This window comes from Enterococcus sp. 1001283B150225_161107_E12 (assembly GCF_015556925.1).
In the GTDB taxonomy this organism is placed as follows: domain Bacteria; phylum Bacillota; class Bacilli; order Lactobacillales; family Enterococcaceae; genus Enterococcus_B; species Enterococcus_B mundtii.
Window position 1 is genome coordinate 214,175 of record NZ_JADNNI010000003.1, and the last position, 23,726, is coordinate 237,900.

The 23,726-nt window shown below is 40.7% G+C and carries 17 protein-coding genes; all 17 read left to right on the forward strand.

The features are described 5' to 3' along the window. Window positions 1-71 precede the first annotated feature (71 nt). Entirely contained in the window at window positions 72-7,814 is a 7,743-nt protein-coding gene (locus tag I2F89_RS04090; RefSeq protein WP_195513540.1) for an InlB B-repeat-containing protein, read from the forward strand. Window positions 7,815-7,834: 20 nt separating this feature from the next. After that, the gene (locus tag I2F89_RS04095) at window positions 7,835-8,374 is read left to right on the forward strand and encodes a hypothetical protein (RefSeq protein ID WP_071866846.1); all 540 of its coding nucleotides are present in this window, start codon (window positions 7,835-7,837) and stop codon (window positions 8,372-8,374) included. A 59-nt stretch (window positions 8,375-8,433) separates the two neighbouring features. After that, window positions 8,434-9,090 (forward strand): hypothetical protein, encoded by a 657-nt coding sequence (locus I2F89_RS04100; RefSeq protein WP_071866845.1) that lies wholly within the window; start codon window positions 8,434-8,436, stop codon window positions 9,088-9,090. Between the two features lie 21 nt (window positions 9,091-9,111). Further along, window positions 9,112-9,489 (forward strand): hypothetical protein, encoded by a 378-nt coding sequence (locus I2F89_RS04105; RefSeq protein WP_115357917.1) that lies wholly within the window; start codon window positions 9,112-9,114, stop codon window positions 9,487-9,489. A 164-nt stretch (window positions 9,490-9,653) separates the two neighbouring features. Next, complete coding sequence (locus I2F89_RS04110; RefSeq protein WP_195513542.1) at window positions 9,654-11,417, forward strand: 1-deoxy-D-xylulose-5-phosphate synthase; 1,764 nt, start codon at window positions 9,654-9,656, stop codon at window positions 11,415-11,417. 310 nt (window positions 11,418-11,727) lie between these two features. Next, window positions 11,728-12,510, forward strand: coding sequence for an ABC transporter ATP-binding protein (locus tag I2F89_RS04115; RefSeq protein ID WP_074800891.1), 783 nt, complete (start codon window positions 11,728-11,730; stop codon window positions 12,508-12,510). Continuing rightward, complete coding sequence (locus I2F89_RS04120; protein ID WP_195513544.1) at window positions 12,507-14,192, forward strand: ABC transporter permease; 1,686 nt, start codon at window positions 12,507-12,509, stop codon at window positions 14,190-14,192. Before I2F89_RS04115 ends, I2F89_RS04120 begins: the two co-directional genes overlap by 4 nt. Next, window positions 14,119-15,117 (forward strand): extracellular solute-binding protein, encoded by a 999-nt coding sequence (locus I2F89_RS04125; RefSeq protein WP_195513546.1) that lies wholly within the window; start codon window positions 14,119-14,121, stop codon window positions 15,115-15,117. Before I2F89_RS04120 ends, I2F89_RS04125 begins: the two co-directional genes overlap by 74 nt. A 10-nt stretch (window positions 15,118-15,127) precedes the next feature. After that, entirely contained in the window at window positions 15,128-16,279 is a 1,152-nt protein-coding gene (phnW, locus tag I2F89_RS04130; protein ID WP_142433409.1) for a 2-aminoethylphosphonate--pyruvate transaminase, read from the forward strand. Then, window positions 16,272-17,066 carry a phosphonoacetaldehyde hydrolase gene (gene phnX / locus I2F89_RS04135; RefSeq protein ID WP_195513547.1) on the forward strand — a complete coding sequence of 265 codons (795 nt, stop codon included), beginning with the start codon at window positions 16,272-16,274 and terminating at the stop codon, window positions 17,064-17,066. Before phnW ends, phnX begins: the two co-directional genes overlap by 8 nt. A gap of 246 nt (window positions 17,067-17,312) precedes the next feature. After that, window positions 17,313-18,080, forward strand: a complete 768-nt coding sequence (locus I2F89_RS04140; RefSeq protein WP_074800881.1) for a DeoR/GlpR family DNA-binding transcription regulator — start codon at window positions 17,313-17,315, stop codon at window positions 18,078-18,080. Beyond that, a complete protein-coding gene (locus I2F89_RS04145; RefSeq protein WP_074800878.1) occupies window positions 18,077-19,474 on the forward strand; it encodes a M24 family metallopeptidase in 1,398 nt (465 codons plus the stop codon). Before I2F89_RS04140 ends, I2F89_RS04145 begins: the two co-directional genes overlap by 4 nt. Before the next feature lie 133 nt (window positions 19,475-19,607). Beyond that, window positions 19,608-20,621 (forward strand): family 20 glycosylhydrolase, encoded by a 1,014-nt coding sequence (locus tag I2F89_RS04150; protein ID WP_195513549.1) that lies wholly within the window; start codon window positions 19,608-19,610, stop codon window positions 20,619-20,621. Window positions 20,622-20,888: 267 nt separating this feature from the next. Beyond that, on the forward strand, window positions 20,889-21,038 hold the full coding sequence (gene rpmG, locus I2F89_RS04155; RefSeq protein WP_071866836.1) for a 50S ribosomal protein L33: 150 nt from the start codon (window positions 20,889-20,891) through the stop codon (window positions 21,036-21,038). A 34-nt stretch (window positions 21,039-21,072) separates the two neighbouring features. Then, the gene (locus I2F89_RS04160; protein ID WP_086334907.1) at window positions 21,073-21,189 is read left to right on the forward strand and encodes a putative metal homeostasis protein; all 117 of its coding nucleotides are present in this window, start codon (window positions 21,073-21,075) and stop codon (window positions 21,187-21,189) included. Window positions 21,190-21,241: 52 nt separating this feature from the next. Continuing rightward, window positions 21,242-21,784, forward strand: a complete 543-nt coding sequence (locus I2F89_RS04165; protein WP_071866873.1) for a GNAT family N-acetyltransferase — start codon at window positions 21,242-21,244, stop codon at window positions 21,782-21,784. Window positions 21,785-22,016: 232 nt separating this feature from the next. Then, window positions 22,017-23,720, forward strand: coding sequence for an acetolactate synthase AlsS (alsS, locus tag I2F89_RS04170; protein WP_071866872.1), 1,704 nt, complete (start codon window positions 22,017-22,019; stop codon window positions 23,718-23,720). Window positions 23,721-23,726 lie beyond the last annotated feature (6 nt).

The following is a 23,726-nucleotide window of genomic DNA, read 5'->3' on the forward strand; positions in this document are numbered from 1 at the left end:
AGTATAACTTTCTGCCAAAAAATCAGCAGATTACGTCACGTCAAGTAATACGTGTAGAGTAGGAGGAGGAAATGACTCATTTTTATAAGAAACAAATTTTACATATGATTGTAATTATCTTGCTGCTTTTTTCGTCATTAGGAAATAGTATCAGCGTTATTGCTGAGACGATCAACGAGTCAAGTGTAGAAGAACAGGTAGAAGATATTGGTGAAACACAGGAAACAATAGAAGAAACATTGGTAGAAAGTGAGGAGGCGACTGAGGACGAGAGCGAACCGGTAGAAGCGACGCCAGAAGAAGTGGTGGAAGATGGACCTTTATTAGATAGGGAACCAAGAAATGCGCAGCTATTGAATACGCTAGATAATTTTTGGATCTCTAGATTTTTACAAGGAAATGCCAGTGGAAACCGTACACAGTTTCCAACAACTTTTAGGAATTATTTTTTAAATGACAGCCGAGCGTCCATTGTATGGTCGGGGAGTAATCAGTTAGGTAACCGAACAGGAAATAGTATTGTAGGGCGAATTATGTTGCCTAGGCAGTTTTTATATCGCGACGGAAATAGTTTGTTGTATGCAGGAGTCGATTTTTATGGAATGCCAACAAGAAATCAGTATCAATTTGGAGTGAATACGATTCAACATGGACAAGGAGATTTTCACTTTACTATTCAAGAAACAACACCTTACCAAATAAAAGGTCCAGTTTTATCGCCATCCAATCTGAATGAAGGGACTTTAGCGGATTTTCAAGAATTTACTATACGAGTTGAGCGTATCCGTGATGCTTCTTTTACTAGTCAAAGAGCAAATTCATTTACGGTAGATTTGGATTGGATATTCAATACCTATTTTTATTTTGCAACTATATGGAATCATTCATATTATCCGAACTTTGTAGCAACGGTAAACCAAGCGATCCGTGGCAGTTTTACAGAATTACCCGCTCATACTTTGGCATTTGCTAGAAATCCATCGCAAGGAGCGAGTGCAAATCCATCGGCGCCTGTGACCACACTGGCACAAGGTGCAACAACGACGGTCACCGCTGCAGCCCCAGCGACTGGTTATCAGTTTGCAGGATTTGATGTGAGTGGTACGGGAAGTTCAATCACGAATGTAAATACATCTAATCGAACAGGCACGTTTACCATGGGTTCTCAAAACGCAACAGTTACTGCACGTTACGAACTGAGTAATCGAACCTTAACTTTAGCACGTTCGCCACAGGCTGGAAGTGCAAGTAATCCGACTGCGCCGACGACTAGTCTGGTGGTCGGTGCAACAACGACGGTCACAGCAGGAGCACCGTCTCCTGGCTATCGTTTGGTTGGCTTTAATGTGACAGGAAACGGGACGATTACGAATGTTAATTTAGCAAATCGCACCGCAACCTTCACAATGGGGACTGAAAATGCGACAGTCACAGCGGAGTATGCCTCGACAGTCATTCGCAATGCAGAGGATCTCGGAAAGTTTTTACGTAGCGAGTTTCCTTATGATTCAAATGAACAAACATACACGATCGAACCAGAAACCAATCAGACAATCGATATGTCTGGACAAGGGAACTTTTCAGGTCGTAGTCAATTTTCTGGTAACTTGATCGGGAATGGTACGATTATTAGAAATCTTTCATTAGTATCTCAAAATGCCTCCCTTGGATTGATCCAAACAATCAATGGCAGTAATCTTTCACGAATCGAGAATCTGACCTTAGCTGGCATTTCGCTGAATAATACACGATCATCGTCTAATTCAGCTGGAATCATCGGTCAAGTAGCAAGCGGGAAAACAGTCGAGCTTGAAAATATTACGATCGATGAAAGTAGCCAAATTGCTGCCAATCAACCCGCTGGAAATGCAGGGTTGATTGGAAACAACCAAGGTTCAGTAACGATCAAAAACAGTGAGGTTTCAGGAACCTTACATTCCAACACTGCTAATGGATTGATGGGCGGATTAGTTGGGCAAAACCAAGGACAACTAACGATTGAAAATAGTGTCTCTCGTGTTACTTTTACTGGAGGAGGCTCTTACACCTTAAATATAGGAGGGTTAGTTGGTGAAACCAGTAGTGAGGTCACAATCACTGATTCTAGAAGTGAAAGTCACACCGCAATCAATTCAGCGAGTGGGACATATCGTGGTGGTATGATTGGTCGAGTCACATTCTCAGGGAATGTGATGATCCAACGAAGCATCAATGCTAGTGATATGCGGGGAAATAACAGTATTGTCGGTGGATTTATCGGAAGAATGTCAGGAACTGCTCGAATCGAAGAAAGTTACCATAATGGGCATGTCCAAGGAAGTACAAGTCTAGGAACCGCAGCATTCATCGGCTTGACTGAAGGCGGTGGAGCCCTTGGCATCATGGATAGTTATAGTATTGGTTCTTCCAACGGTAATGGAGTGATCGGAGTCAATCAACTAGCAAGTAATGTTACGTTGAATCAACTCTTTATCGCTGGTTTCACGGGAGGGCAACCAATTACCTCAGATACGACAGGTATCACTGCGACCAATGTTTATTATGATTCCAGTACCACGAATAAAGCAACAACGACAGGTGTAGGGGAAGCGAAAACTACGCTAGAGTTGATCGAATCAACAACCGCTATGTTAGGTTTTGGGAATCGTTGGCGGACCGATTTTTCAGTCGCTCAACGAACGAATAAAACCTACCCTTACCTGAGTTGGCAGACCCAAGGCGCGCAACCGGTAATGTTTTTTGACAGCATCGATCCAATGGTCGATCGTCAAGTAACGGGTAATCAAGTGTCGGTAACATTAGATCTACAAAATGAGCCATTGAAACTATTCAATCCATATAGTTCTGGCTTAGCTGGTGAAGCGACAACAGGAACCTTCACTTTCAATCGTGGATCTATTGCAAGAGTGTCGATTGGTGTCATCAATCAGCAAGGCGTCGTTGGATTTACCGCACGGCGAATGACGGCGACGAGCGCTCGTAATCCAATCGCTGGTAGTGATCATGATCCGGAGATTGAAAAAAATGATTTTCTTGAAGGCGAAACGACACAGATCAAAGCAGCTGCACCTAACCAAGGGTATCGTTTTGTTGGATTCAGTGTAACTGGTGCGGGGAGTTCAGTTTCCAACATCGATTTGAACGCACGAACAGCGACAGTAACGATTGGAACTGAAAACACGGTCATCACAGCAGAATACGCCTCAACGATTATCCGTAATGCCGATGATCTCGGAAAGTTTTTACGAAGTGAGTCTCCTTATGATGCAAACGACCAGACTTACACGATCGAACCAGAAACAAATCAAACGATCGACATGTCAGGAGAAGGTGATTTTTCAGGACGTAGTCAATTTTCTGGTCATCTGATCGGAAATGGCACGATCATCAAAAATCTTTCATTAGTATCTCAAAATGCCTCCCTTGGATTGATCCAAACAATCAATGGCAGTAATCTTTCACGAATCGAGAATCTGACCTTAGCTGGTATCTCGCTGAATAATACACGATCATCGTCTAATTCAGCTGGAATCATCGGTCAAGTAGCAAGCGGTAAGTCAGTGGAGCTTGAAAATATCACGATCGATGAGAGTAGCCGAATCTTAGCGAATCAACCGAATGGAAGTGCAGGGTTGATTGGGAATAATATGGGTTCAGTAGTGGTCAAAAACAGTGAGGTTTCAGGAACGTTACACTCCAACACAGCTAATGGACTAATGGGTGGACTTGTTGGTAAAAATGACGGTCCATTGACCATTGAGAGTAGTCTTTCTCGAGTTACTTTTACTGGTGGTGGTTCATATACATTAAATATCGGTGGACTAGTGGGCGAAACCAGTAGTGAGGTAATAATCACTGATTCTGTAAGTGAAAGCCAAACAGCAATCAATTCATTGAGCGGAACATATCGAGGTGGAATGATTGGTCGAGTGACCTTCTCAGGAGATGTCACGATCCAACGAAGTATCAATGCCGGTGATATGCGAGGAAATAACAGTAATGTGGGCGGATTTATCGGAAGGATGTCAGGAACTGCTAAAATCGAGGAAAGCTATCACAATGGACATGTCCAAGGAAGTACAAGTCTAGGAACTGCTGGGTTCATTGGTATGACCGAAGGCAATGGCGCACTCAGTGTCGTGGATAGTTATAGCATTGGCTCCTCCAATGGCAATGGTGTGATCGGGATCAATCAATTAACGGATCGAGTGACACTCAGCCAACTATTTGTTGCAGGTTTTACAGGGGTACAGCCAATTACCTCAGATACGACAGGTATTACTGCGACCAATGTTTATTATGATTCCAGTACCACGAATAAAGCAACAACGACAGGTGTAGGGGAAGCGAAAACTACGCTAGAGTTGATCGAATCAACAACCGCTATGTTAGGTTTTGGGAATCGTTGGCGGACCGATTTTTCAGTCGCTCAACGAACGAATAAAACCTATCCGTATCTCAGTTGGCAGACGCAAAATACGCAACCATCGATGTTTTTTGATAGCATCGATCCAATGGTCGATCGTCAAGTGACGGGCAATCAAGTGGCGGTCACGTTAGATCTACAAAACGAGCCTTTAAAACTATTTAATCCATACAGCTCTGGCTTAGCTGGTGAAGCGACAGCAGGAACCTTCACTTTCAATCGTGGATCTGTTGCAAGAGTATCGATTGGTGTCATCAATCAACAAGGAGTGGTTGGATTTACCGCACGGCGAATGAGTTTGACACTGGTCCGTGATCCCTTGGCAGGAAGTGCAGCTGATCCAAACGCTGACCGAACGAATTTTATCGAAGGGGAAACCACAACGATTCAGGCGGCTGAAGCAAATGCAGGGTATCGCTTTGTTGGATTTAGCGTGACTGGCACAGGGAGTACGGTGACAAGATTTGATCAGGAAAATCGAACGGCTACTTTCACGATGGGGACAGAAGATGCAACAGTGACGGCAAATTATGTACAAACGGTCATACGAACGGCAGAAGATCTAAGTCGCTTTCTGAATAGTCAAGCGCCTTTTGATAAAGATGATGAAAACTATTCGATTGAACCAGAAGATGGAATAGCAATCGATATGGCAAATGCAGGTACTTTTTCTGGTAGACAAGTATATGGAGCGAAATTGATCGGTAATCATGCAGTCATCAAGAATTTGACGTTGACTAGTGGAGAAATAGACTTAGCATTTATTCGCTCAGTCGGAAACGATCCTTTACGAATCGAGAATCTAACATTTGAAAATTTACGAGTGACGAATACTAGAGGTCAGTCATTTACCAACTATACTGCAGGAGTGATTGCCGTAATCAGCGCAGGAAGTATTGTTGAACTTGAGAATATCAGAATGGACAGTAGCAGTAGTATTCTTTCAAACCAGTCGAATGGGAGCGGGGCTTTCGTTGGAAACAACAGTGGACAACTAACGATTACGAATGGCCAAGTCTCAAGTAATCTTCACTCGAATACTTCAAACGGTTTACTAGGTGGTCTCGTTGGTCGCACGACAGGAGTGCTTACCATGAGTCATTCTAGTTCAAAAGTGAATTTTACTGGTGGTAATAATTACTCCTTGAATCTAGGAGGATTGATCGGTGAAGTATCTGGTACAGTAACGATCACCGATACGCATAGCGAGACTCGCTCAACGGTCAATTCTTCAATATCTAGCTATCGTGGAGGGTTGATTGGCTTTGTTACAGAAAATGGTCAAGTACACATTGAACGAAGTATCAATTCGAGTGATCTTCGAAGTGGAAATAGTTATGCTGGTGGATTTATTGGTCGTTTAGCAGGAAATGTGACGATTAATGAGAGTTATCACAGTGGCTATATTCTTGGAAATGTTGCTAATGGTTCTGGTGGATTTATTGGTAGGATTGAAGACAGTGGTCAGTTAGTGATGACCGATAATTATGGTGTTGGTTCATCAAATGGACAAGGAGTGATCGGAGCGATAAGTGCAACTGCAACCGCACAGCTCACGAATTTATTCGTCGCAGGATTTACTGCTGGAGAACCGATTTCGAATACTACCACAGGAATTACAGCAAACAATGTTTATTTTGATGCAAGCACTACAAGAAAAACGACGACAAGTGGTGTGGGTGAAGCGCGTAGCACTACAGGATTGATCGATGCAACCATAACGGAGCTTGGGTTTGGTGAAAAGTGGTTCACAAGTTTTGCTTTGGGGAGCAGTGCCAATCGAACATACCCATACTTGAGGTGGCAGACGAATGGGGCACAAACTTCCGAGTTCTTCAACTCGATCCAACCAGAAGTAGATACAGCTGTTTCAACAAACCAAGTAACAGTAACTTTAGATCTTACAGGACACCCTGTTCGCTTATTCAATCCATATCAAGCGGACTTGGCAGGAGAGGTCACAACAGGTACATTCCAGATCAATCGGAATAATGCCGAGCGTTTTTCAATCGGGGTCATCAATGAACAAGGCATCATTGGCTTTACTGGTATCGGAAATTACACAGATATCCAGCCGAATAGCCAAGTCTTGAACTATGGATATGGAGAAACGGATTATCAGGCAAAAGACTTTGTCAAAGTCTTCAAAGATCAAACTGAAACAGATGATTATGACGCGCGTTTTGTAAGTTTCCCAGATTCACTGAATGGTCAATCTGCACGTGTAGAGGTTTCAAAAAATGGCACAGTATTGGCTACGATCGATGTACCAGTCACTTATCAGTTTGGTCATTCGTTAAATGTAAGAGGAATTAGTTTTCAAGGAACAGACCTACGAGCAGCAACTTTAAGCTTGAACAGTGATCAAACGCAAATTGTTGCGACCTATAATAGTGCATTAGCTGGAACTTCGGTTCATTCCTATTTTGGAAATGATATGTACTATCAAATCAGGCACTATAACCAAGTAACTGTTTCTAATGGTCCAATGAATGCACAAACGCCAGATTTCGATTTTTCTGTTAATGGTAATCAAAGGTTGGATACCTTGAATGGTTTCGGAACAAATCGAAGACTATCAGTGGCGAAAGGCGATATCGTAGAAATTTTCCATGCGGAAGCCAATGGCAGACTGGACAATATCAAAGATAATGTGGTGCAACCAAGGATATCGGATAATCGAAGCCGTTATCAAATCACTGCGAATGGATTTGAACGAATAAACATCGATCGTTTAAATCCAAGTGAACAAAAAACAGTGTTAGGAATGTCTCGTGAAGATATGGATCGTCAAATTGGACGATATTTAGATATCAGTCAATATCCTACCTTGAAAATTGAAGGTTTCACTCAATATCCCGATACGTCCAAAGAAGGAACGACGACTGGCAAGATCGTTGTCAGCGAGTCATTGGTTAATGGTGAAAAAGCCACATGGGAATATACCGTTCCTTTTGTGGTGGAAAGTGATCCAACGATCCATGTAACGTTACCAGTCCGAATGGCTTTTGACGTCTTAGACGATCAAGTGACTAGTGATGATTATCAGGTGATCAATCATTCGACAACGACAGAATTGACAGTTTCCTTCCATACCAAAAACGATGTGGAGTTAGCAAGTACTTCGAATATTGTCTTTTTAGATTCATCGGAACAAGAAGCGACGAGCGAATCAATGTTTTTATATTTGCAACGAATCGGTGCGACGCCATCTGACAAGCCGTTAGTTGGACAAGCAAGTACTTTTGCCGGTGCACAATGGACCGAATCAGTGCCATCAGATTCCCAAATGTCACTTGGTTTTACAGGGAAATATTTTGGTGATCCCACACAAAATAATAAAGTAACAGGCAAGTTGAGTTTACACTTTGCTGCGAAGATAAATTGAACACACACAAGAAGGTGAACATGATCACACAGGAAACACAGAAAATAACTGAAAAAAATGAACAACAAAAGAAAAAAAGATTACTGGCGCTTCTTTTATTATTGCTTACGATCGTTGCGATTGGTTGGTATTGGTATGTCAATAACCAACCAACGCAGATTTTGTCGGACGATTTTCCGGAGATCAAACATGCGGAAAAAATGACAGGCGACCAATTGAAAAAATATGCCAATCAAGCGGTAGATGATAGTAATGTAACTATCAATGTGTATCCAGAAGTCAGTGTCAATGCGGATGGAAAAACGGGCAATATCTGGATCCAAAACTTGCCGACCAATCGTTATGGGCAACAAGCAATATTGTCCATGAAGGATTCTAAAGAAACATTATATGAAACAGGCTTATTGGAGCCTGGATATGAAGTAACTGAATTGACATTGGCAAAAGAGTTAACGACAGGCACGCATCCAGGAGTAGTAGAATTAGAGTTTTATGATTTAGAAAATAAAAAGCTTATGGGTAAAACGACGGTTGACGTGACCATCAATGTCAATCAATAAAAACGGAATAAAGCAATCATGCTTTAGGATATAAAGACATAAATAAAGGAGAAAACAAAATGAAAGTAAAAAATATTCTAGCAACAGGTTTGATGTTCGGCACGATTTTAGCAGCAGGGGCCAGTGTTCAAGCTGATGTGATCATCAATGGGGATGACCAGACGATTGATAATTCATTAGGTGGATCGATCGATAAGACGGCAGATGTGGCAATCGATGGAACTTTAGGATTTGACAACACAGATCCGGAGGCACCGGAACCAGGCAATCCAGATAAATGGTTGAATGTGACGTTACCTTTAAAAGCGGTCTTCTTCACTGAACCAGAAGACTATAAGACAATTCTAGGTGGAGAGCATAAGATCACCAATCATTCCGGTCGTCCAGTAAAAATCAGTCTAGGAAATTACACAGTTTCTTCTGGAGATATCTCAGCAATCGATCGGTTAACATTGGTTGGTAGTTTAGGAGCCAGCAATCTTTTGATTGAAAATGGTTCGGTAAATACAACCATATCAGAAGACTTTATGACTTTAGCTTCACCGAATGCACGTCCTGGTGATTTAACAGGAGCTAGTACAGCGACGTTTACTTTTGAAGGAGATGTTGATACTGATGTTCTTGATTTTCCAACGGATAAAGGATCAATCTCAATTGCAAGTACGTTGACACTGAATATTGAAGCGCTAGATGAAGCTGGAGATCCGTATCCATAGTTCAAATCGTGAGGTGATTGGATGAAACAAAAAAAACAAACAATTCTTTGTTTGTTCATGGTTTTAGGTCTATTGATCATTGGATTGCCACAAACGCACATAGAAGCTAGTTCTAATAACATTGAAGTCACTGGAGAACTAAAGTTTGACTCAAATGGGACACAAGAAACAAGCCCTACGAAGCCGGATACCGGTGATCCGAAAGAATCAGTGACTCCAAGCGCACCGCCTAAAAAAAACGTTTTACCACCATTGGGAGAACAAATACAAGTATTGTACGTTTTGACAGGCGTGATTTTGATTTTGATCGTTCTTGTTAGTTATCAAATTATTCGTGACAAGCGACGAAATCCAAAAAAAATGAGTGAAATCATTGTGAACTATTCATCGAAGGAATAAATAAAAACCGTAGATTGAAGGATCTACGGTTTTTTTTATAAAAAAATAGCTTTAAAACAGTATGATCAACATTTTCGCTAATTAGAATTATTTGTTAAAAAAATCACTTGACTTAGAGTTCGGTTCAAGGTGTATGATTAAGCAGAAATAAAGGAGGGAAATCTATGTTATTAAAACAAATAAAAGGTCCTCAAGATCTGAAACAAATGACGCAAGAAAAGCTTCAACAAGTGGTAGAGGAAGCACGTGCCGCGTTATTAGAAAAAATCAGCCAATACGGTGGGCATAATGGCCCCAACCTAGGTGTTGTTGAAATGACGGTGGCGCTACATTATGTGTTCGATTCACCAAAGGATCAATTTGTTTTTGATGTCTCACACCAAACCTATGTGCATAAAATGTTGACAGGAAGAGCACAAGCGTTTTTAGACCAAGCGCATTATCAGGAAGTCTCGGGTTACACGAACCCATTAGAAAGCGAACATGATCTCTTCACGATCGGGCATACATCGACTTCATTGTCTTTAGCAAATGGTCTAGCTAAGGCGAGAGATTTGAAAAACGAAACAAATAATGTCATTGCAGTGATTGGCGATGGGTCTTTATCAGGTGGTTTAGCCTATGAAGGTTTGAACAATATTTCTGAACTAGGTACGAATACGATCATTATCGTCAATGATAATGACCAGTCGATCGCAGAAAATCATGGGGGACTTTACAAAAATCTCAAAGAGCTAAGGGAAACGAATGGTCAGGCCACGAACAATTTCTTTAAAGCCTTAGGACTTGATTATCGTTATCTTGATGCAGGCAATGATTTAGCTGCTTTGATCGAGTTATTCGAAGAAGTAAAAGATCAAAAAGAGCCGGTTGTATTGCATATCCATACCGTTAAAGGAAAAGGGTTCTCCTTTGCAGAAGAAAATCGCGAAAAGTTCCATGCGGGAGGGCCGTTTAGTCTCGAAACAGGCGAGTATCTGCGATCGAAAGGGGTAGAAACCTACAGCAGCCTAACAACAGACTTCTTATTGCATAAAATGGAGGAAGATCCGACAGTTGTGGCAGTAAATGCAGGCACACCGATGATTTTATTTTCACCGGAACAGCGTCAACAAGTCGGCGCACAATTTGTTGACGTAGGGATTGCCGAAGAACATGCGGCGACGATGACTGCTGGATTAGCCAAAGGCGGGGTAAAACCTATATGGGCAGTCCATTCACCGTTTTTACAAAGAAGTTACGATCAAATCTCTCATGACTTAGCATTGAATCGTTTATCGGGTACGATCCTCGTGACACTTGCTTCTGTAAATGGAATGAATGATGAAAGTCATTTAGGGATCTTTGATATTCCATTTTTGAGTCATATCCCAAATCTAGTATACTTAGCACCGACAACTAAAGAAGAATACTTAGCGATGCTTGAATGGTCGATTGATCAAACGGATCGATTAGTGGCAATCCGCGTACCAATCGGCCCAATCACTTCTTCTGGTGAAGTAGATCGAACAGATTACAGTCAATTATATAAGAACAAAGTCATCCAAAAAGGCGAAAAAGTAGCAATCATGGGTGTAGGTAATTTTTATGGTTTGGCAGAAGAAGTGGCTGTTGAATTGAAGAAAGCTCTCCAACTAACGGCTACGGTGATTAATCCAGCGTTCATCTCTGGTTTAGATACTGAATTGCTGGATGAACTTAAAGAAACGCACGATGTAGTTGTCACACTTGAAGATGGTATCTTGGAAGGCGGCTACGGTCAAATGGTCGCTGGCTATTTAGGAGATGCAGCGATCCGTGTGCAAACTTACGGCTTAGATAAAGCCTTTCATGATCGCTATGAAACAACGGAACTATTAGCGGAAAATGGTTTGACAGTAGAGAATATCGTGAAAAATATTGAAGAAACGCTCGCCGATCAACGTTAGTCAAGTCGAAGAAGTGCTGATTTTCGGAGAGAGATTTAGAACTAGGCGAGCTTACGCTTGAATCAAATTTACATCAAGTTTATAAATAAAATAATTGAACAAGTAATTACTGAAACAGTGGGTTGCTTTCAATGCTGAGGATATCGCATTGAGGCAAGCCACTGTTTTTTTATAGAAATATTTATCTGAAAATCATTAGAAAATTTACACAAAAAATATATATTCCTACAAAGAATTTACTTAAAGTTAATCAGAAGTAAAAAGTGATTTTCTACAATTAGCAGTATAGAAAGAACAAAGGAGTGAAAGCATGTTAAAGCTAGATGGTATTAGTAAGACATTTAATCATCATGAAGTTTTAAAAGAAATCAATGTATCGATCGATAAAGGTGAGATCGTTTCAATACTCGGTGCTTCGGGTTCAGGAAAAACAACTTTATTGAATATTATCCTTGGATTGGAGCAACCAACAAACGGTCAACTACTTTATGATGGCGAAGATATCACAAAACAGGTCATGGAAAAACGACCATTTAATATTGTCTTTCAAGACTATGCTTTATTCCCTAACCTAAGTGCTTATGAAAATTTGGTCTACGGGTTGCGAAAACAAAAAAATATCACTTCTAAAGAAGAATTACAAGAGTTGATCGATCTATTGGATTTGAATGATCATTTGGATAAACGCATCCACCAATTATCTGGCGGGCAAAAACAACGGGTGGCATTAGGTCGGACTCTGGTGATGAAACCCCAAGTATTGTTACTTGATGAGCCATTAAGTGCATTGGACGGTGTCATCAAAGAATCGATCAAAGAACGTATCCAATTGATTGCTAAAAAACTGAACTTAACGACGATCATCGTCACACATGATCCAGAAGAGGCATTGACCCTTTCTGATAAAATCATGGTTTTGAAAGATGGTCGGATCGCACAATACAGTACACCGAAAGATATCGTGACAAATACGATGGAACCCTTTGTGCAGGCATTTATTGTCGATCAGCTAAAAATCAAACGACGCAATATTGAACGGATCTTTACTCAAGCAACCGGCGTAGTTCATGAAAAAGTGGTTCGCTTCTCATGAGAAGGATGAAAATAGAAACGCTATTGCCAACGATTATCTTATTTGGTTTTGTCCTCGTATTGTTTTATCCATTAGCGAATGTTTTGAAAGAAGCGTTGACTGTTGAAGGCAGCTTTTCCTTTGAGCTGTTCCGAGAACTAGCAAGGGACTTCGATTGGCTAAATGCGTTAAGTAATAGTTTGCTCATTGCTGGGATCACAGCAATTTTTGCGACCTTCTTTGGCTTTTGGTTTGCTTACGGGATGCACTTTACGAATCTACCTAAAGGATTCAAGTGGATGATTGAGAAATGCTTTATATTGCCAATGTTATTACCGACCATCACATACGGCTTTGTGTTGATCTATTCTTTTGGTCGTCAAGGATTATGGACGCGTTTGTTCGGTCAAGAGTTGTTTTCGATCTATGGAAAATCAGGTGTGATCTTAGGGTTACTGATCTATACGATCCCAGTGACTTTCTTGTTGATGAATGACGCCATGAATTATTTGGATAAACGCTATTTGACGGTATCCAGATTGATGGGAGACGGATTTTTTAGAGGATTGAAAATCACGATCCTGCAACCGTTGGGCAAAACATTTGGTGTTGCTTTCGTCCAAGCCTTTTTCATGGGGTTTACTGATTTTGGTATACCTGTAGCGGTAGGTGGTCGAGAACCCTTTATCACGACTTTATTGTATGAGTATTTTATGGGGTCGATTCCAGACTTTAATCGCGGAGCCGTCATTGCACTGATCATGTTAGTTCCTTCGATCATTAGTGTTCTGTTTTTGCGTAAGATCCAAAAAAATGATCATGCAACCCCCGGGACAAATACGTCAGTAAAAAGCAACCCTGTCAGAGATTTTTTCTTTGGTGTAGGACTGACAGTTGGTGGCCTGTTTATTGTAGGAGTCTTCCTCGTGATGTTCCTTCTTCCTTTTGTCGAAGGGTGGCCCTTTGATATGACTTTTACCACACGCCATATCGAAGCGTTCCTACAAACGTCTGATTTAAGAAGAACGTTGAATACAGGGATTTTCGTTGCCCTATGGACGGCGCTGTTTGGAACAGTAATTGCTTATTTGGCAGCAATTTTCACCGCTAGATCCACAAAACAAAGCGTGATCACAAAAACGATCGATAGTCTCGCTTCTGTCACGAACTCGATTCCAGGTATGGTTTTAGGGATTGCCTATTTGCTGGTGTTTAGCGGAACGACTCTTCAAAGTACGATCAGTATTTTGGTGATTGCCAACATGGTGCATTATTTTGCAACTCCTTATCAGTTAGCGAAAAGTGCCTTATTAAAAATGAATCCCAACTGGGAAAATACAGCGAAGATGATGGGGGATAGTTGGCTTGATACAGTGATTCGAATCATTCTTCCAAATTCAAAGCGGACGATCGTTGAGATGGCTTGTTATTATTTTACAAATTCGATGGTTACGATCAGTGCAGTGGTGTTTCTGACAAGTGCCCGAACGATGGTGATCACGACCAAAATCAAAGAATTACAGCATTTCGGCAGATTCACAGAAATCTTTATCCTATCTATCTTATTATTATTGATCAATTTAACCGCAAGAATACTTGCACAATTTATCATGAGGAGATTTGAAGCAAATGAAAAAACTAGTTCAAAAAGGGTTCATTTATCTGTCATTCGTCAGCGCTTTAGGAATTTTAGGGGCGTGTAGTACGTCAAATGCAAGTGAGAATGCCAATGACAACAATGAAAAAGTCATCATCTACACCAACGCAGATGAAGAGCCGGTTCAAATCATCAAAGATGTCCTTGATTCGAATGGTTTTGAAAACCAATACTTGCTGCAATCCTTCGGTACTTCGGAATTGAGTGGTAAACTTTGGGCAGAAGGCACAGATATTGAAGCGGATTTAGTGACAATGAGTACGTTCTATTTGGATGGTGTTCAAGAAAATGAACCGATATTCAAAGAATTGGCGTTAGAAGTCCAACCGATGGATGATCTGCCAAACTACCAAGCACCGATGACGACACAAGAAGGTGTCATTTTCTACAATACTCAAGCACTGAAAGAAGCGGAGTTGCCTGTACCGAAGAGTTTAGCTGATTTAGCTGATCCAATCTACGAAGGGCAACTAGCGATTTCTGATATCAACCATTCCTCAACAGCTTGGTTATTGTTCCAAGGATTGATTGATCAATATGGAGAGACAAAAGCGCAAGCGATTTTAGCCGATATTTATGACAATGCAGGCGACCATATTGAAGCGTCTGGTTCGGGTCCGTTGAAAAAAGTCCGCGTCGGTGAAGTGGCGTTGGGTTTTGGGTTACGTCATCAAGCAATCAAAGATAAAAATGAAGGATTGCCAATCGATTTTGTAGAACCAAGTGAAGGAACATACGCTTTAACAGAATCACTCGCGGTGATCGATAAAGGAGAAGCGACGAATCCTTTAGCCGAAAAAATGCTGAATGTGATCCTTAAAGAAGGTCGGGCAGATTTATTACAATTCTACCCAAGTAAACTTTATGAAACAGATGATCTATCGGGGGTTGAAACCGCAAAAAATCAAAAAGTCTTTCCGGAAGCATTAACCCCAGATCTACTAAAAAAACATGCCAGTCTAGTTGAATAGGAGAAAGAAAATGAGTGGAAAAACAAAGGTGATTGAACAGTATGAAAAAGAAATCAATCACAGTAAAATCAATTATAAATTATTGACACCAGGTCCTCTGACCACGAGTCGTACAGTGAAAGAAGCAATGCTTGTCGATCATTGTACATGGGATGATGATTTTAAAGTCATCACCCAGGCGATTCGTCAACGATTGCTTGATCTTGCTGGTGTCTCCAATGAGGCTTATACAGCTGTTTTGATGCAAGGAAGTGGCAGCTTTGCGGTTGAATCTGTGTTAAGTTCAGTTGTTGGCTCGACAGACCGCTTACTGATCTGTACAAATGGTGCTTATGGCCAACGGATGGTTCAAATGGCTGAATACCACGGCATTGATCATGTGATTTATCAAGTGGCTGAAAATGAAATACCACAAGCTGAAAAAATCGAGGAACTATTAGTGTTACATCCTGATATTACTGCACTTGCAATGATCCACAGTGAAACGACTTCTGGTATTTTGAATCCTTTAGAAGAGATTTCAGCAGTGACAAAGAAACACAAATTGTGTTTTATCGTTGATGCAATGTCAAGCTTTGGTGGCATTCCGATCCCTGTTGGAGAGTTAGGAATCGATTTTCTTGTTTCGAGTGCAAATAAATGTATCCAAGGAGTGCCTGGATTTGGCTTTGTGATTTGTCAAAAAGAGCTACTAAAAAAAAGTGCCGGACAAGCACGCACGTTGAGTATGGATCTTTATGATCAATTTCGTGTGATGGACATTGATGGGAAGTGGCGTTTCACTTCGCCAACACATACTGTATTAGCGTTTTGGCAAGCGCTAGAAGAGTTGGCGGATGAAGGTGGTATCGATGCTCGCTATGACAGGTATCAGATGAACAATGAGCGTTTGCGTGAACGAATGGCGGAAATTGGGTTTGAAGCCTATGTTAGTGAGAATCAAGGACCTTTCATCACGTCATTCAAATATCCCGAGAGCATCCAATTCGAATTCCAAGCATTTTATGACTATTTAAAAGCACATGGCTACGCAATCTATCCTGGAAAAATCAGTGATACTGATTGCTTCCGGATTGGGAATATTGGTGAGATCTATCTGGAAGATATTGAAAAAGTAGCTGGGTTGATCCAGCAATATATGGAGGAACAAAAGTATGATTAATGTTGTCATCTTAGATTGGGCAGGAACAGCAGTCGATTTTGGTTGTATGGCACCGGTGGCGGCGTTTCGCGAAGCCTTTGAACATCAAGGGATCACTGTGACTGAACGAGAAATCAGAGAGCCGATGGGAATGAAAAAAATCGAGCATATCCAAATGATGCTAGAAATGCCTCGTATTGCTGAAAGTTGGTTAGAAACTCACGGACGTCAGCCTGAAACTACTGATATCGAGGCAATCTATGAAACATTTGAAGAAGTATTATTCCAACAATTGGCAAATCATGCAGAAGTGAAACCAGGTGTACTTGACACAGTCGCGACTTTACGTAAGCGTGGAATCAAAATCGGTAGTACGACAGGTTATACGAGTGAAATGATGGCGATCATTGTTGCGAAGGCGAAAGAACAAGGGTATCAACCAGATCACATCGTCACGCCAGATGAAGTAGACGGCAAAGGGCGTCCCTCCCCAGAGATGTTATTAACGAACTTGAACTATTTTAAACAGGAAAATAGACAAGAAGTGTTAAAACTGGGAGATACGATTTCCGATATACTCGAAGGGAAGAATGCAGGAGTTCTTTCTGTGGGCGTAATTGAAGGAAGTTCACAAGCTGGTTATTCCTTTGACACGTATCAGCAATTGTCAGCTGCTGAAAAAGAAAAACTTTTTGAACGGGTGCGTCAAGAATTTTTAGAAGCTGGTGCAGATCTTGTGATCGATCGGTTTTCTGATTTGCCAAGACTCATAGAAATGATTGAAGAGAAGCAAGCTGTTATGAATTGATTCGTCCCACCATCAAGAGGTCTGCACAGAAGTGCTTAACCTCGAGCAATAAGGTGTCATCCACAAGAATTGTTCTTCAAATTTTTGTGGATGACACCTTTTTTTCGAAGAAGTTCCTTCTGTTTTTGCCGTTCATTCAGTTTTAAGTGGTGCGAGAGGGTGAATGCCCCACTTTTTTATGAAAAAACAGCAGAATGTTGCAAAAAAATGCAAAATAGCGTATCTTAGATAAAAGGAGTGAGCATCATGTTAAAGGAAGAACGCATCCAGCGTATCAAAACAATGATTGATCAAGAAAAAAGTGCTTCGATCGAAGATTTAGCAGATCGCTTAGATGTGTCGAAAGATACGATTCGCCGCGACTTGATCCAGTTAGAAAAACAGCGCCAAATCAAACGGACCCATGGCGGTGCTTTAGCAATTCAAAAAGAAGCAACGATCTTTGATTATGAACAACGGTCAACGATCCTAAATGATGTGAAAAAACAAATGGCTGAGCAGGCGCTTGAAATAATGGAAGATCCTTCCTCGATCATCTTTGATTCTTCGACCACGGTGGAAGCAGTGATCAGAGAACTACCGGACAAAAAAATCCATGCGGTCACCAATTCTTTATCTCACGCTTTATTATTAGCTAATTATCCGAAAACAGCTATTTCATTATTGCCCGGTAGATTACACAAAGAACAGTTGTTTTTATTTGGAACGGAAACAGTGGAGCAGTTGAAAAATTATCAAGCAGACTATACGCTACTTGGCGTTTTTGCATTGTCAAATGAGGGTCTGTTCATCCATACGGAGGAAGAAGGCTTAGTGAAACGCCAGATGATCCAACAAGGACGCAGGGTGATCGCACTAGCGGATCATACAAAACTAGATAAAACTGGTTTTTATAAAGTTTGCGACTTATCAGCGATTGACTATTTGATCACGGATCAAAAGCCTCCAAAAGCATTAGCCAAAGCACTGACTGAGAACCACGTAGAACTCATAGAAGCGAGGAAGAATGAATGAAAAAAGAAAACATCCAGTTAACAACTATACCAAAACCAGCGATTTTTCCAGATGTTCCCCCTGTTTTTTTGACAGAGGACACGATCACCGAACGAATCAACAAAACGATCGAACGCATGAAAGCCGAAGCGATCGAACTGTTGGTTATATATGCAGATAAAGAGCATGGTGGTAATTTTGAATATTTTACAGGCTTTATCCCGCGATTTGAAGAAGGATTATTGGTGTTAGATCAAACAGGCAAATTCACGATGATCCTTGGGAATGAGAATCTAAAAATGAATGCACATGCGCGGATCACTGCTGATTTGATCCATTATCCAGCATTTTCTTTACCGAATCAACCAATGGACCATGAACAAAATCTGTCAACTATTTTTGCATCATTAGAGGTAGCAGATAGAAAGAAAATCGGTTTAGTCGGTTGGAAGTTGTTTACGTCTACGACACAAGACAATAGCCAATTGTTCGATGTACCATTTTTTATCGTAGATGCGCTAAAACAAGCAACCACTGCGGAAACGGCTATCGTCAATGGCACTCATCTATTGATTGGTGAGGAAGGGGCGCGTGTCACGAACAATGCAAATGAAATCGCACACTACGAATATGGGGCAAATCTTGCTTCGTCTTGCATGCTACGTGCATTAGATGCCATTGAACCTGGTGTGAAAGAATCCGAGATCGGAGAGTTATTGTACGGACAAGGACAAGCGAATACAGTGATCACGATTGCTGCAACTGGACGCCGTTTTGAATTTGCGAATCTTTATCCGACAGCCAAAAAGATCCGATTAGGTGATCCGCTGTCATTGACGACAGGCTTCAAAGGTGGCTTATCCAGTCGTACAGGATTTGTGATCGAAGAAGAAGCTCAACTGCCAGCAGAACAAGCCGATTATCTTGATCGAGTAGCTAAACCTTATTATGCAGCTATCGTTAGTTGGTTAGAAGCCATCCATATCGGAATGAAGGGGGCAGATCTGTATCAGTTGATTGAAACAGTCTTGCCACAAGCGACCTATCACTGGCATTTGAATCCAGGACACTTGACGGCGGATGAAGAATGGTTAGCCTCACCCATTTATTCTGGTTCGCAAGAAATCATCAAGAGTGGTATGATCTTCCAATTAGATATTATTCCTTCTGTATCAGGATATACTGGAGTAAGTGCAGAAGAATGTGTGGCACTTGCAGATGAAGGATTGAGAAATGAATTGAAGGAGCAATATCCAGACATGTGGGAGCGGATCGTTGGACGTAAGCAATATTTAGCAGATGTCTTGAAGATTCATTTAAGTGAAGAATTACTGCCATTATCAAACACTGTCGGTTATCTCCGTCCGTTCTTTTTAGCCAAAGAAAAGGCATTCTGTGTAGCTCCAGTTGAATAAGCAAACCCTCTCCTTCTTGACAATCGAGTAATCTGGTTGGGAGGGGGATTTTTTTATTTAAATGAAAAAGAGTATTTTCGTTGGGCCTCCTTTATTGTATAATATGTAAACGATTTCTTTTGTGGAGGTAAAGATGGAAAAGGTTTTATTGATTGATAATGGACGTAAATATTTTTCAAAAGAACAATTGATCCGGATCATAAAAAAAGCAAGTCAATGTCAATATACGGCAATTTCTTTTGCATTGGGAAATAATGGTTTACGCTTTTTACTGGATGACATGACGCTGATTGTCAAAGGAATAACTTATGCCAGTCAATCAGTCAAAGAAGCATTGATTGCAGGAACAAAACAGTATTATGATGATCCTAATGGTACTTATTTGACGGAAACAGAAATGACAGAGTTAGCTAGTGTGGCTAAGGCAGAAAACATGGAAGTGATCCCGCTGATCAATACGCCTGGACATATGGATGCGATTTTAACAGGAATGCAACAATTAGGTATTCAACATCCCTGCTATCAAACGTCCATTCGCACACTTGATCTGGACAATCAAGAAGCGGTCGCTTTCACGAAAGCACTGCTTGAAAAATATGTGAGCTACTTCTCAACGATAGCTAGTTCCTTCAATATAGGTTGCGATGAATTTGCCAATGATTTAACTGATGGCGGGTGGCGAGGACTCCAGCAGTCTGGGAAGTATCGAGATTTTGTCACATATACCAATCAATTGGCTCAACTGGTTAAAACCTATGGGATGATTCCGATCGTATTTAACGACGGCATTTACTATGAGGAAAAAGAACAATTTGGTCGATTCGATCAAGACTTAATGATTGCCTATTGGACAGCAGGGTGGGACAACTATCACGTCAGTTCTGCCGAATTTTTACTTGATCAAGGGCATCAACTAGTGAATACGAACGATCACTGGTATTGGGTCATCGGTCGAAAAACAAGTGAACAAGGACATTACTCCTTTGATACAGCAAAAACCGCACAAGCGACAATCTCAACATCCACTGTAGTTAGCGGTACTGAATTACCGGTGAAGGGGAGTATGGTCGGTATTTGGGCAGATGAGCCACAAGCAGAGTTTGTATTAACAGATTTATTTGAATTGCTAGAAACATGTACTAATTAATAGTAAAGACAAAAAACTGTCGGTCAATGGAGTATGCAGTTGCCTCATTAAACAGCAGTTTTTTTGTTATTTTTTCATAGCGTGAAATGAGTGCGCATTCATTTGAGTGAATTTTCATTCGTTTTTTTATTGACACAAGTAAATGAGTAGCGTATATTATTTTTATAAATCGTAATCATTACTGTTTGCGATGGATAGAAAATTTGAGTAAAAGCCGAAATAAGTCCGCGATTGAATCATAAAAATAAGTGAAAGAAGGAAAAAAAGATGCGACAAAACATTACATTAGAATGCAAGGAAACCGGTGAACGGATCTATTTGACGAGTAAAAACAAAAGAAATACCCCTGAACGATTAGCGCTGAAAAAATATTCACCTAAGTTAAGAAAGAAAATGCTTTTTACAGAAGTGAAATAGTATGGAATGAACATTCGAGAAAAGGTGGGATAAAATGGAGAAGCAAGATCTTTCAAGTGCATACAGAAGATTGAAAAGCCCGAATATCAAAACACGAAAACGTGCGCTCAAAATCATCCAACAATCAAAAAGAATGAAGAATAAATACTAATAGTAGTAATATCATTGGTTTCAATACAACTCCTTTTTTTTACTGTATAACGATGATAAAAAACGTGTTATACTATTCAAAAATAAAGGGGGCGAAACCAATCGATATCAAGTATACCTATGCAACGATCAAGGATCTACCGCGAATTGTTGACATTTATAATCAGTCTATCGCATCGAAGCAAGCAACGGCGGACCTAGAACCGATAACGGTTGACTCGAGAATCCCTTGGTTTGAAGCGCATCATCCTGACACCAGACCGCTTTGGGTGATGTATCACGACGATCATATCGTCGGTTGGATCAGCCTTAGTGATTTTTATGGTCGGCCTGCGTATCAACAAACAGCTGAAATCAGTATTTATCTAGACCCGGTGACACGTGGTCATCATTTAGGCAAGGCCGCACTTGCCTTTGTGGAAACTCAACTGCATCGTTTAAAAATCCAGACAGTGCTGGCATTTGTTTTTGATGTAAATCAGGCGAGTAAAAAGTTATTTCTCAAAAATGGATATGCCATTTGGGGACATTTGCCAAAAATTGCCAACATGGGCGATCAAGAAAATGACCTGATCATTCTAGGAAAAAAATATTAAAATCAATAAAAAAGCATACATTTTGTCCATGTGACAAAAATGTATGCTCTTTTTTTTGCTTCTTACTACACAAATGACTCATTAAGTGCTAGACTAATAAATGAAACAGGTGTGAATATCTGTATTAATATTATTTCTATTTATTATGTAATGACCATGTAAATAGCGTTGAAAAGGAAGATGTCTCATGTTGGTTAAGGAAAAACAAGGTTTAGAAACTGTATCAGAAGAAATGATTAAAGAAAAACAAGGCGTAGAAACTGTATCAGAAGAAGTGATTAAAGAAAAACAAGGTTCAACAACTGTAGTAGAAAGTTTAATCAATCATCAAGTTGATTACGTATTCGGTATTCCAGGAGCGAAAATCGATGGAGTATTCAATGAATTAGAAGATCATGGTCCAGAGTTGATCGTGACGCGTCATGAGCAAAATGCCGCCTTTATGGCGCAAGCAATTGGTCGTATTACTGGAGAACCAGGTGTGGTGATTGCGACAAGTGGGCCAGGTGCGAGTAATCTAGCAACCGGACTAGTCACAGCGACAGCAGAAGGTGATCCTGTGTTGGCAATCGCAGGGCAAGTAAAACGAAGTGATTTATTAAAATTAACACATCAAAGCATGAACAATGCCGCGTTGTTTGAACCAATCACAAAATATAGTGCAGAAATCCAAGATCCTGAAACAATTTCAGAAATTATCGCTAATGCCTACCGAATGGCAAAGAGTTCGAAAAAAGGCGCTAGTTTTATCAGTATCCCTCAAGATGTGGTGGATGCACCCGTCAAAAGTGATGTTATCAAACCATTACAAGATCCTAAATTAGGCTCAGCTTCTTCAGGAGATATCGACTACTTGGTTGAACGGATTCGTGAAGCGAAGTTACCCGTATTGTTAGTTGGAATGCGTGGATCAAGTAAAGATGAAACAGCAGCCATTCGTCAACTTGTTGAAAAAACAGGATTGCCTGTGGTAGAAACTTTCCAAGCAGCCGGTGTGATTTCTCGTCAATTAGAAGACCACTTTTTTGGTCGAGTAGGTCTATTCCGCAATCAACCTGGAGATATGCTGTTAAAACGGAGTGATTTAGTAATTGCGATTGGTTATGATCCAATCGAATATGAAGCGAGAAACTGGAATGCTGAAAAAGATGCTAGAATCATCGTCATTGATGAAACACCAGCTGAAATCGACAGTTACATGCAACCAGAACGTGAACTAATCGGGGACATTTCTGCAACATTAGATTTACTGACAGAGTCATTAGAAGAAACACAAGTATCGGCAGATGCGCAAGAATATTTAAATACGTTGCAAGAAAAATTGAAGGCACGAGATATTTGTGAAACCAGTAGTGAAGACGGGATCTTACATCCGTTAGAAGTAATCAATACACTGCAATCGAAAGTAACGGACGATATGACTGTGACGGTTGATGTAGGTAGTCATTACATTTGGATGGCCCGCCACTTTAGAAGTTATGAAGCCCGTCATTTGCTATTCAGTAATGGCATGCAAACATTAGGAGTCGCACTTCCTTGGGCAATCTCTGCTGCACTGGTTCGTCCAAATACGCAAGTAATCTCTGTGTCAGGAGACGGTGGCTTCTTATTTTCTGCCCAAGACTTAGAAACAGCTGTGCGTAAAAAATTGAAGATCATTCATTTGATTTGGAATGATGGTCGTTATAATATGGTCGAGTTTCAAGAAATCATGAAATATGATCGAGCATCAGGGGTTGATTTTGGACCAGTTGATTTTGTTCAATATGCCGAAGCTTTTGGGGCTAAAGGTCTGCGAGTAAGCAATGCAGAAGAATTGGCATCTGCCTTAGAAGAAGGATTTGCTACAGAAGGACCAGTCATCATCGATATCCCGATTGACTATCGGGATAATGAAAAATTAGGTGAAACGATCTTACCAGACCAATTTTACTAAGGGGAT

Excerpts from the sequence above, each read along its gene's own strand:
- I2F89_RS04110 (WP_195513542.1), top strand. The coding sequence starts at position 9,654 with ATGTTATTAAAACAAATAAAAGGTCCTCAAGATCTGAAACAAATGACG.
- I2F89_RS04095 (WP_071866846.1), top strand. The coding sequence starts at position 7,835 with ATGATCACACAGGAAACACAGAAAATAACTGAAAAAAATGAACAACAA.
- I2F89_RS04160 (WP_086334907.1), top strand. The coding sequence starts at position 21,073 with ATGGAGAAGCAAGATCTTTCAAGTGCATACAGAAGATTGAAAAGCCCG.
- rpmG (WP_071866836.1), top strand. The coding sequence starts at position 20,889 with ATGCGACAAAACATTACATTAGAATGCAAGGAAACCGGTGAACGGATC.
- I2F89_RS04115 (WP_074800891.1), top strand. The coding sequence starts at position 11,728 with ATGTTAAAGCTAGATGGTATTAGTAAGACATTTAATCATCATGAAGTT.
- I2F89_RS04125 (WP_195513546.1), top strand. The coding sequence starts at position 14,119 with ATGAAAAAACTAGTTCAAAAAGGGTTCATTTATCTGTCATTCGTCAGC.
- I2F89_RS04150 (WP_195513549.1), top strand. The coding sequence starts at position 19,608 with ATGGAAAAGGTTTTATTGATTGATAATGGACGTAAATATTTTTCAAAA.
- phnX (WP_195513547.1), top strand. The coding sequence starts at position 16,272 with ATGATTAATGTTGTCATCTTAGATTGGGCAGGAACAGCAGTCGATTTT.
- I2F89_RS04165 (WP_071866873.1), top strand. The coding sequence starts at position 21,242 with ATGATAAAAAACGTGTTATACTATTCAAAAATAAAGGGGGCGAAACCA.
- phnW (WP_142433409.1), top strand. The coding sequence starts at position 15,128 with ATGAGTGGAAAAACAAAGGTGATTGAACAGTATGAAAAAGAAATCAAT.
- I2F89_RS04090 (WP_195513540.1), top strand. The coding sequence starts at position 72 with ATGACTCATTTTTATAAGAAACAAATTTTACATATGATTGTAATTATC.
- I2F89_RS04100 (WP_071866845.1), top strand. The coding sequence starts at position 8,434 with ATGAAAGTAAAAAATATTCTAGCAACAGGTTTGATGTTCGGCACGATT.
- I2F89_RS04145 (WP_074800878.1), top strand. The coding sequence starts at position 18,077 with ATGAAAAAAGAAAACATCCAGTTAACAACTATACCAAAACCAGCGATT.
- I2F89_RS04140 (WP_074800881.1), top strand. The coding sequence starts at position 17,313 with ATGTTAAAGGAAGAACGCATCCAGCGTATCAAAACAATGATTGATCAA.
- I2F89_RS04105 (WP_115357917.1), top strand. The coding sequence starts at position 9,112 with ATGAAACAAAAAAAACAAACAATTCTTTGTTTGTTCATGGTTTTAGGT.
- alsS (WP_071866872.1), top strand. The coding sequence starts at position 22,017 with ATGATTAAAGAAAAACAAGGCGTAGAAACTGTATCAGAAGAAGTGATT.
- I2F89_RS04120 (WP_195513544.1), top strand. The coding sequence starts at position 12,507 with ATGAGAAGGATGAAAATAGAAACGCTATTGCCAACGATTATCTTATTT.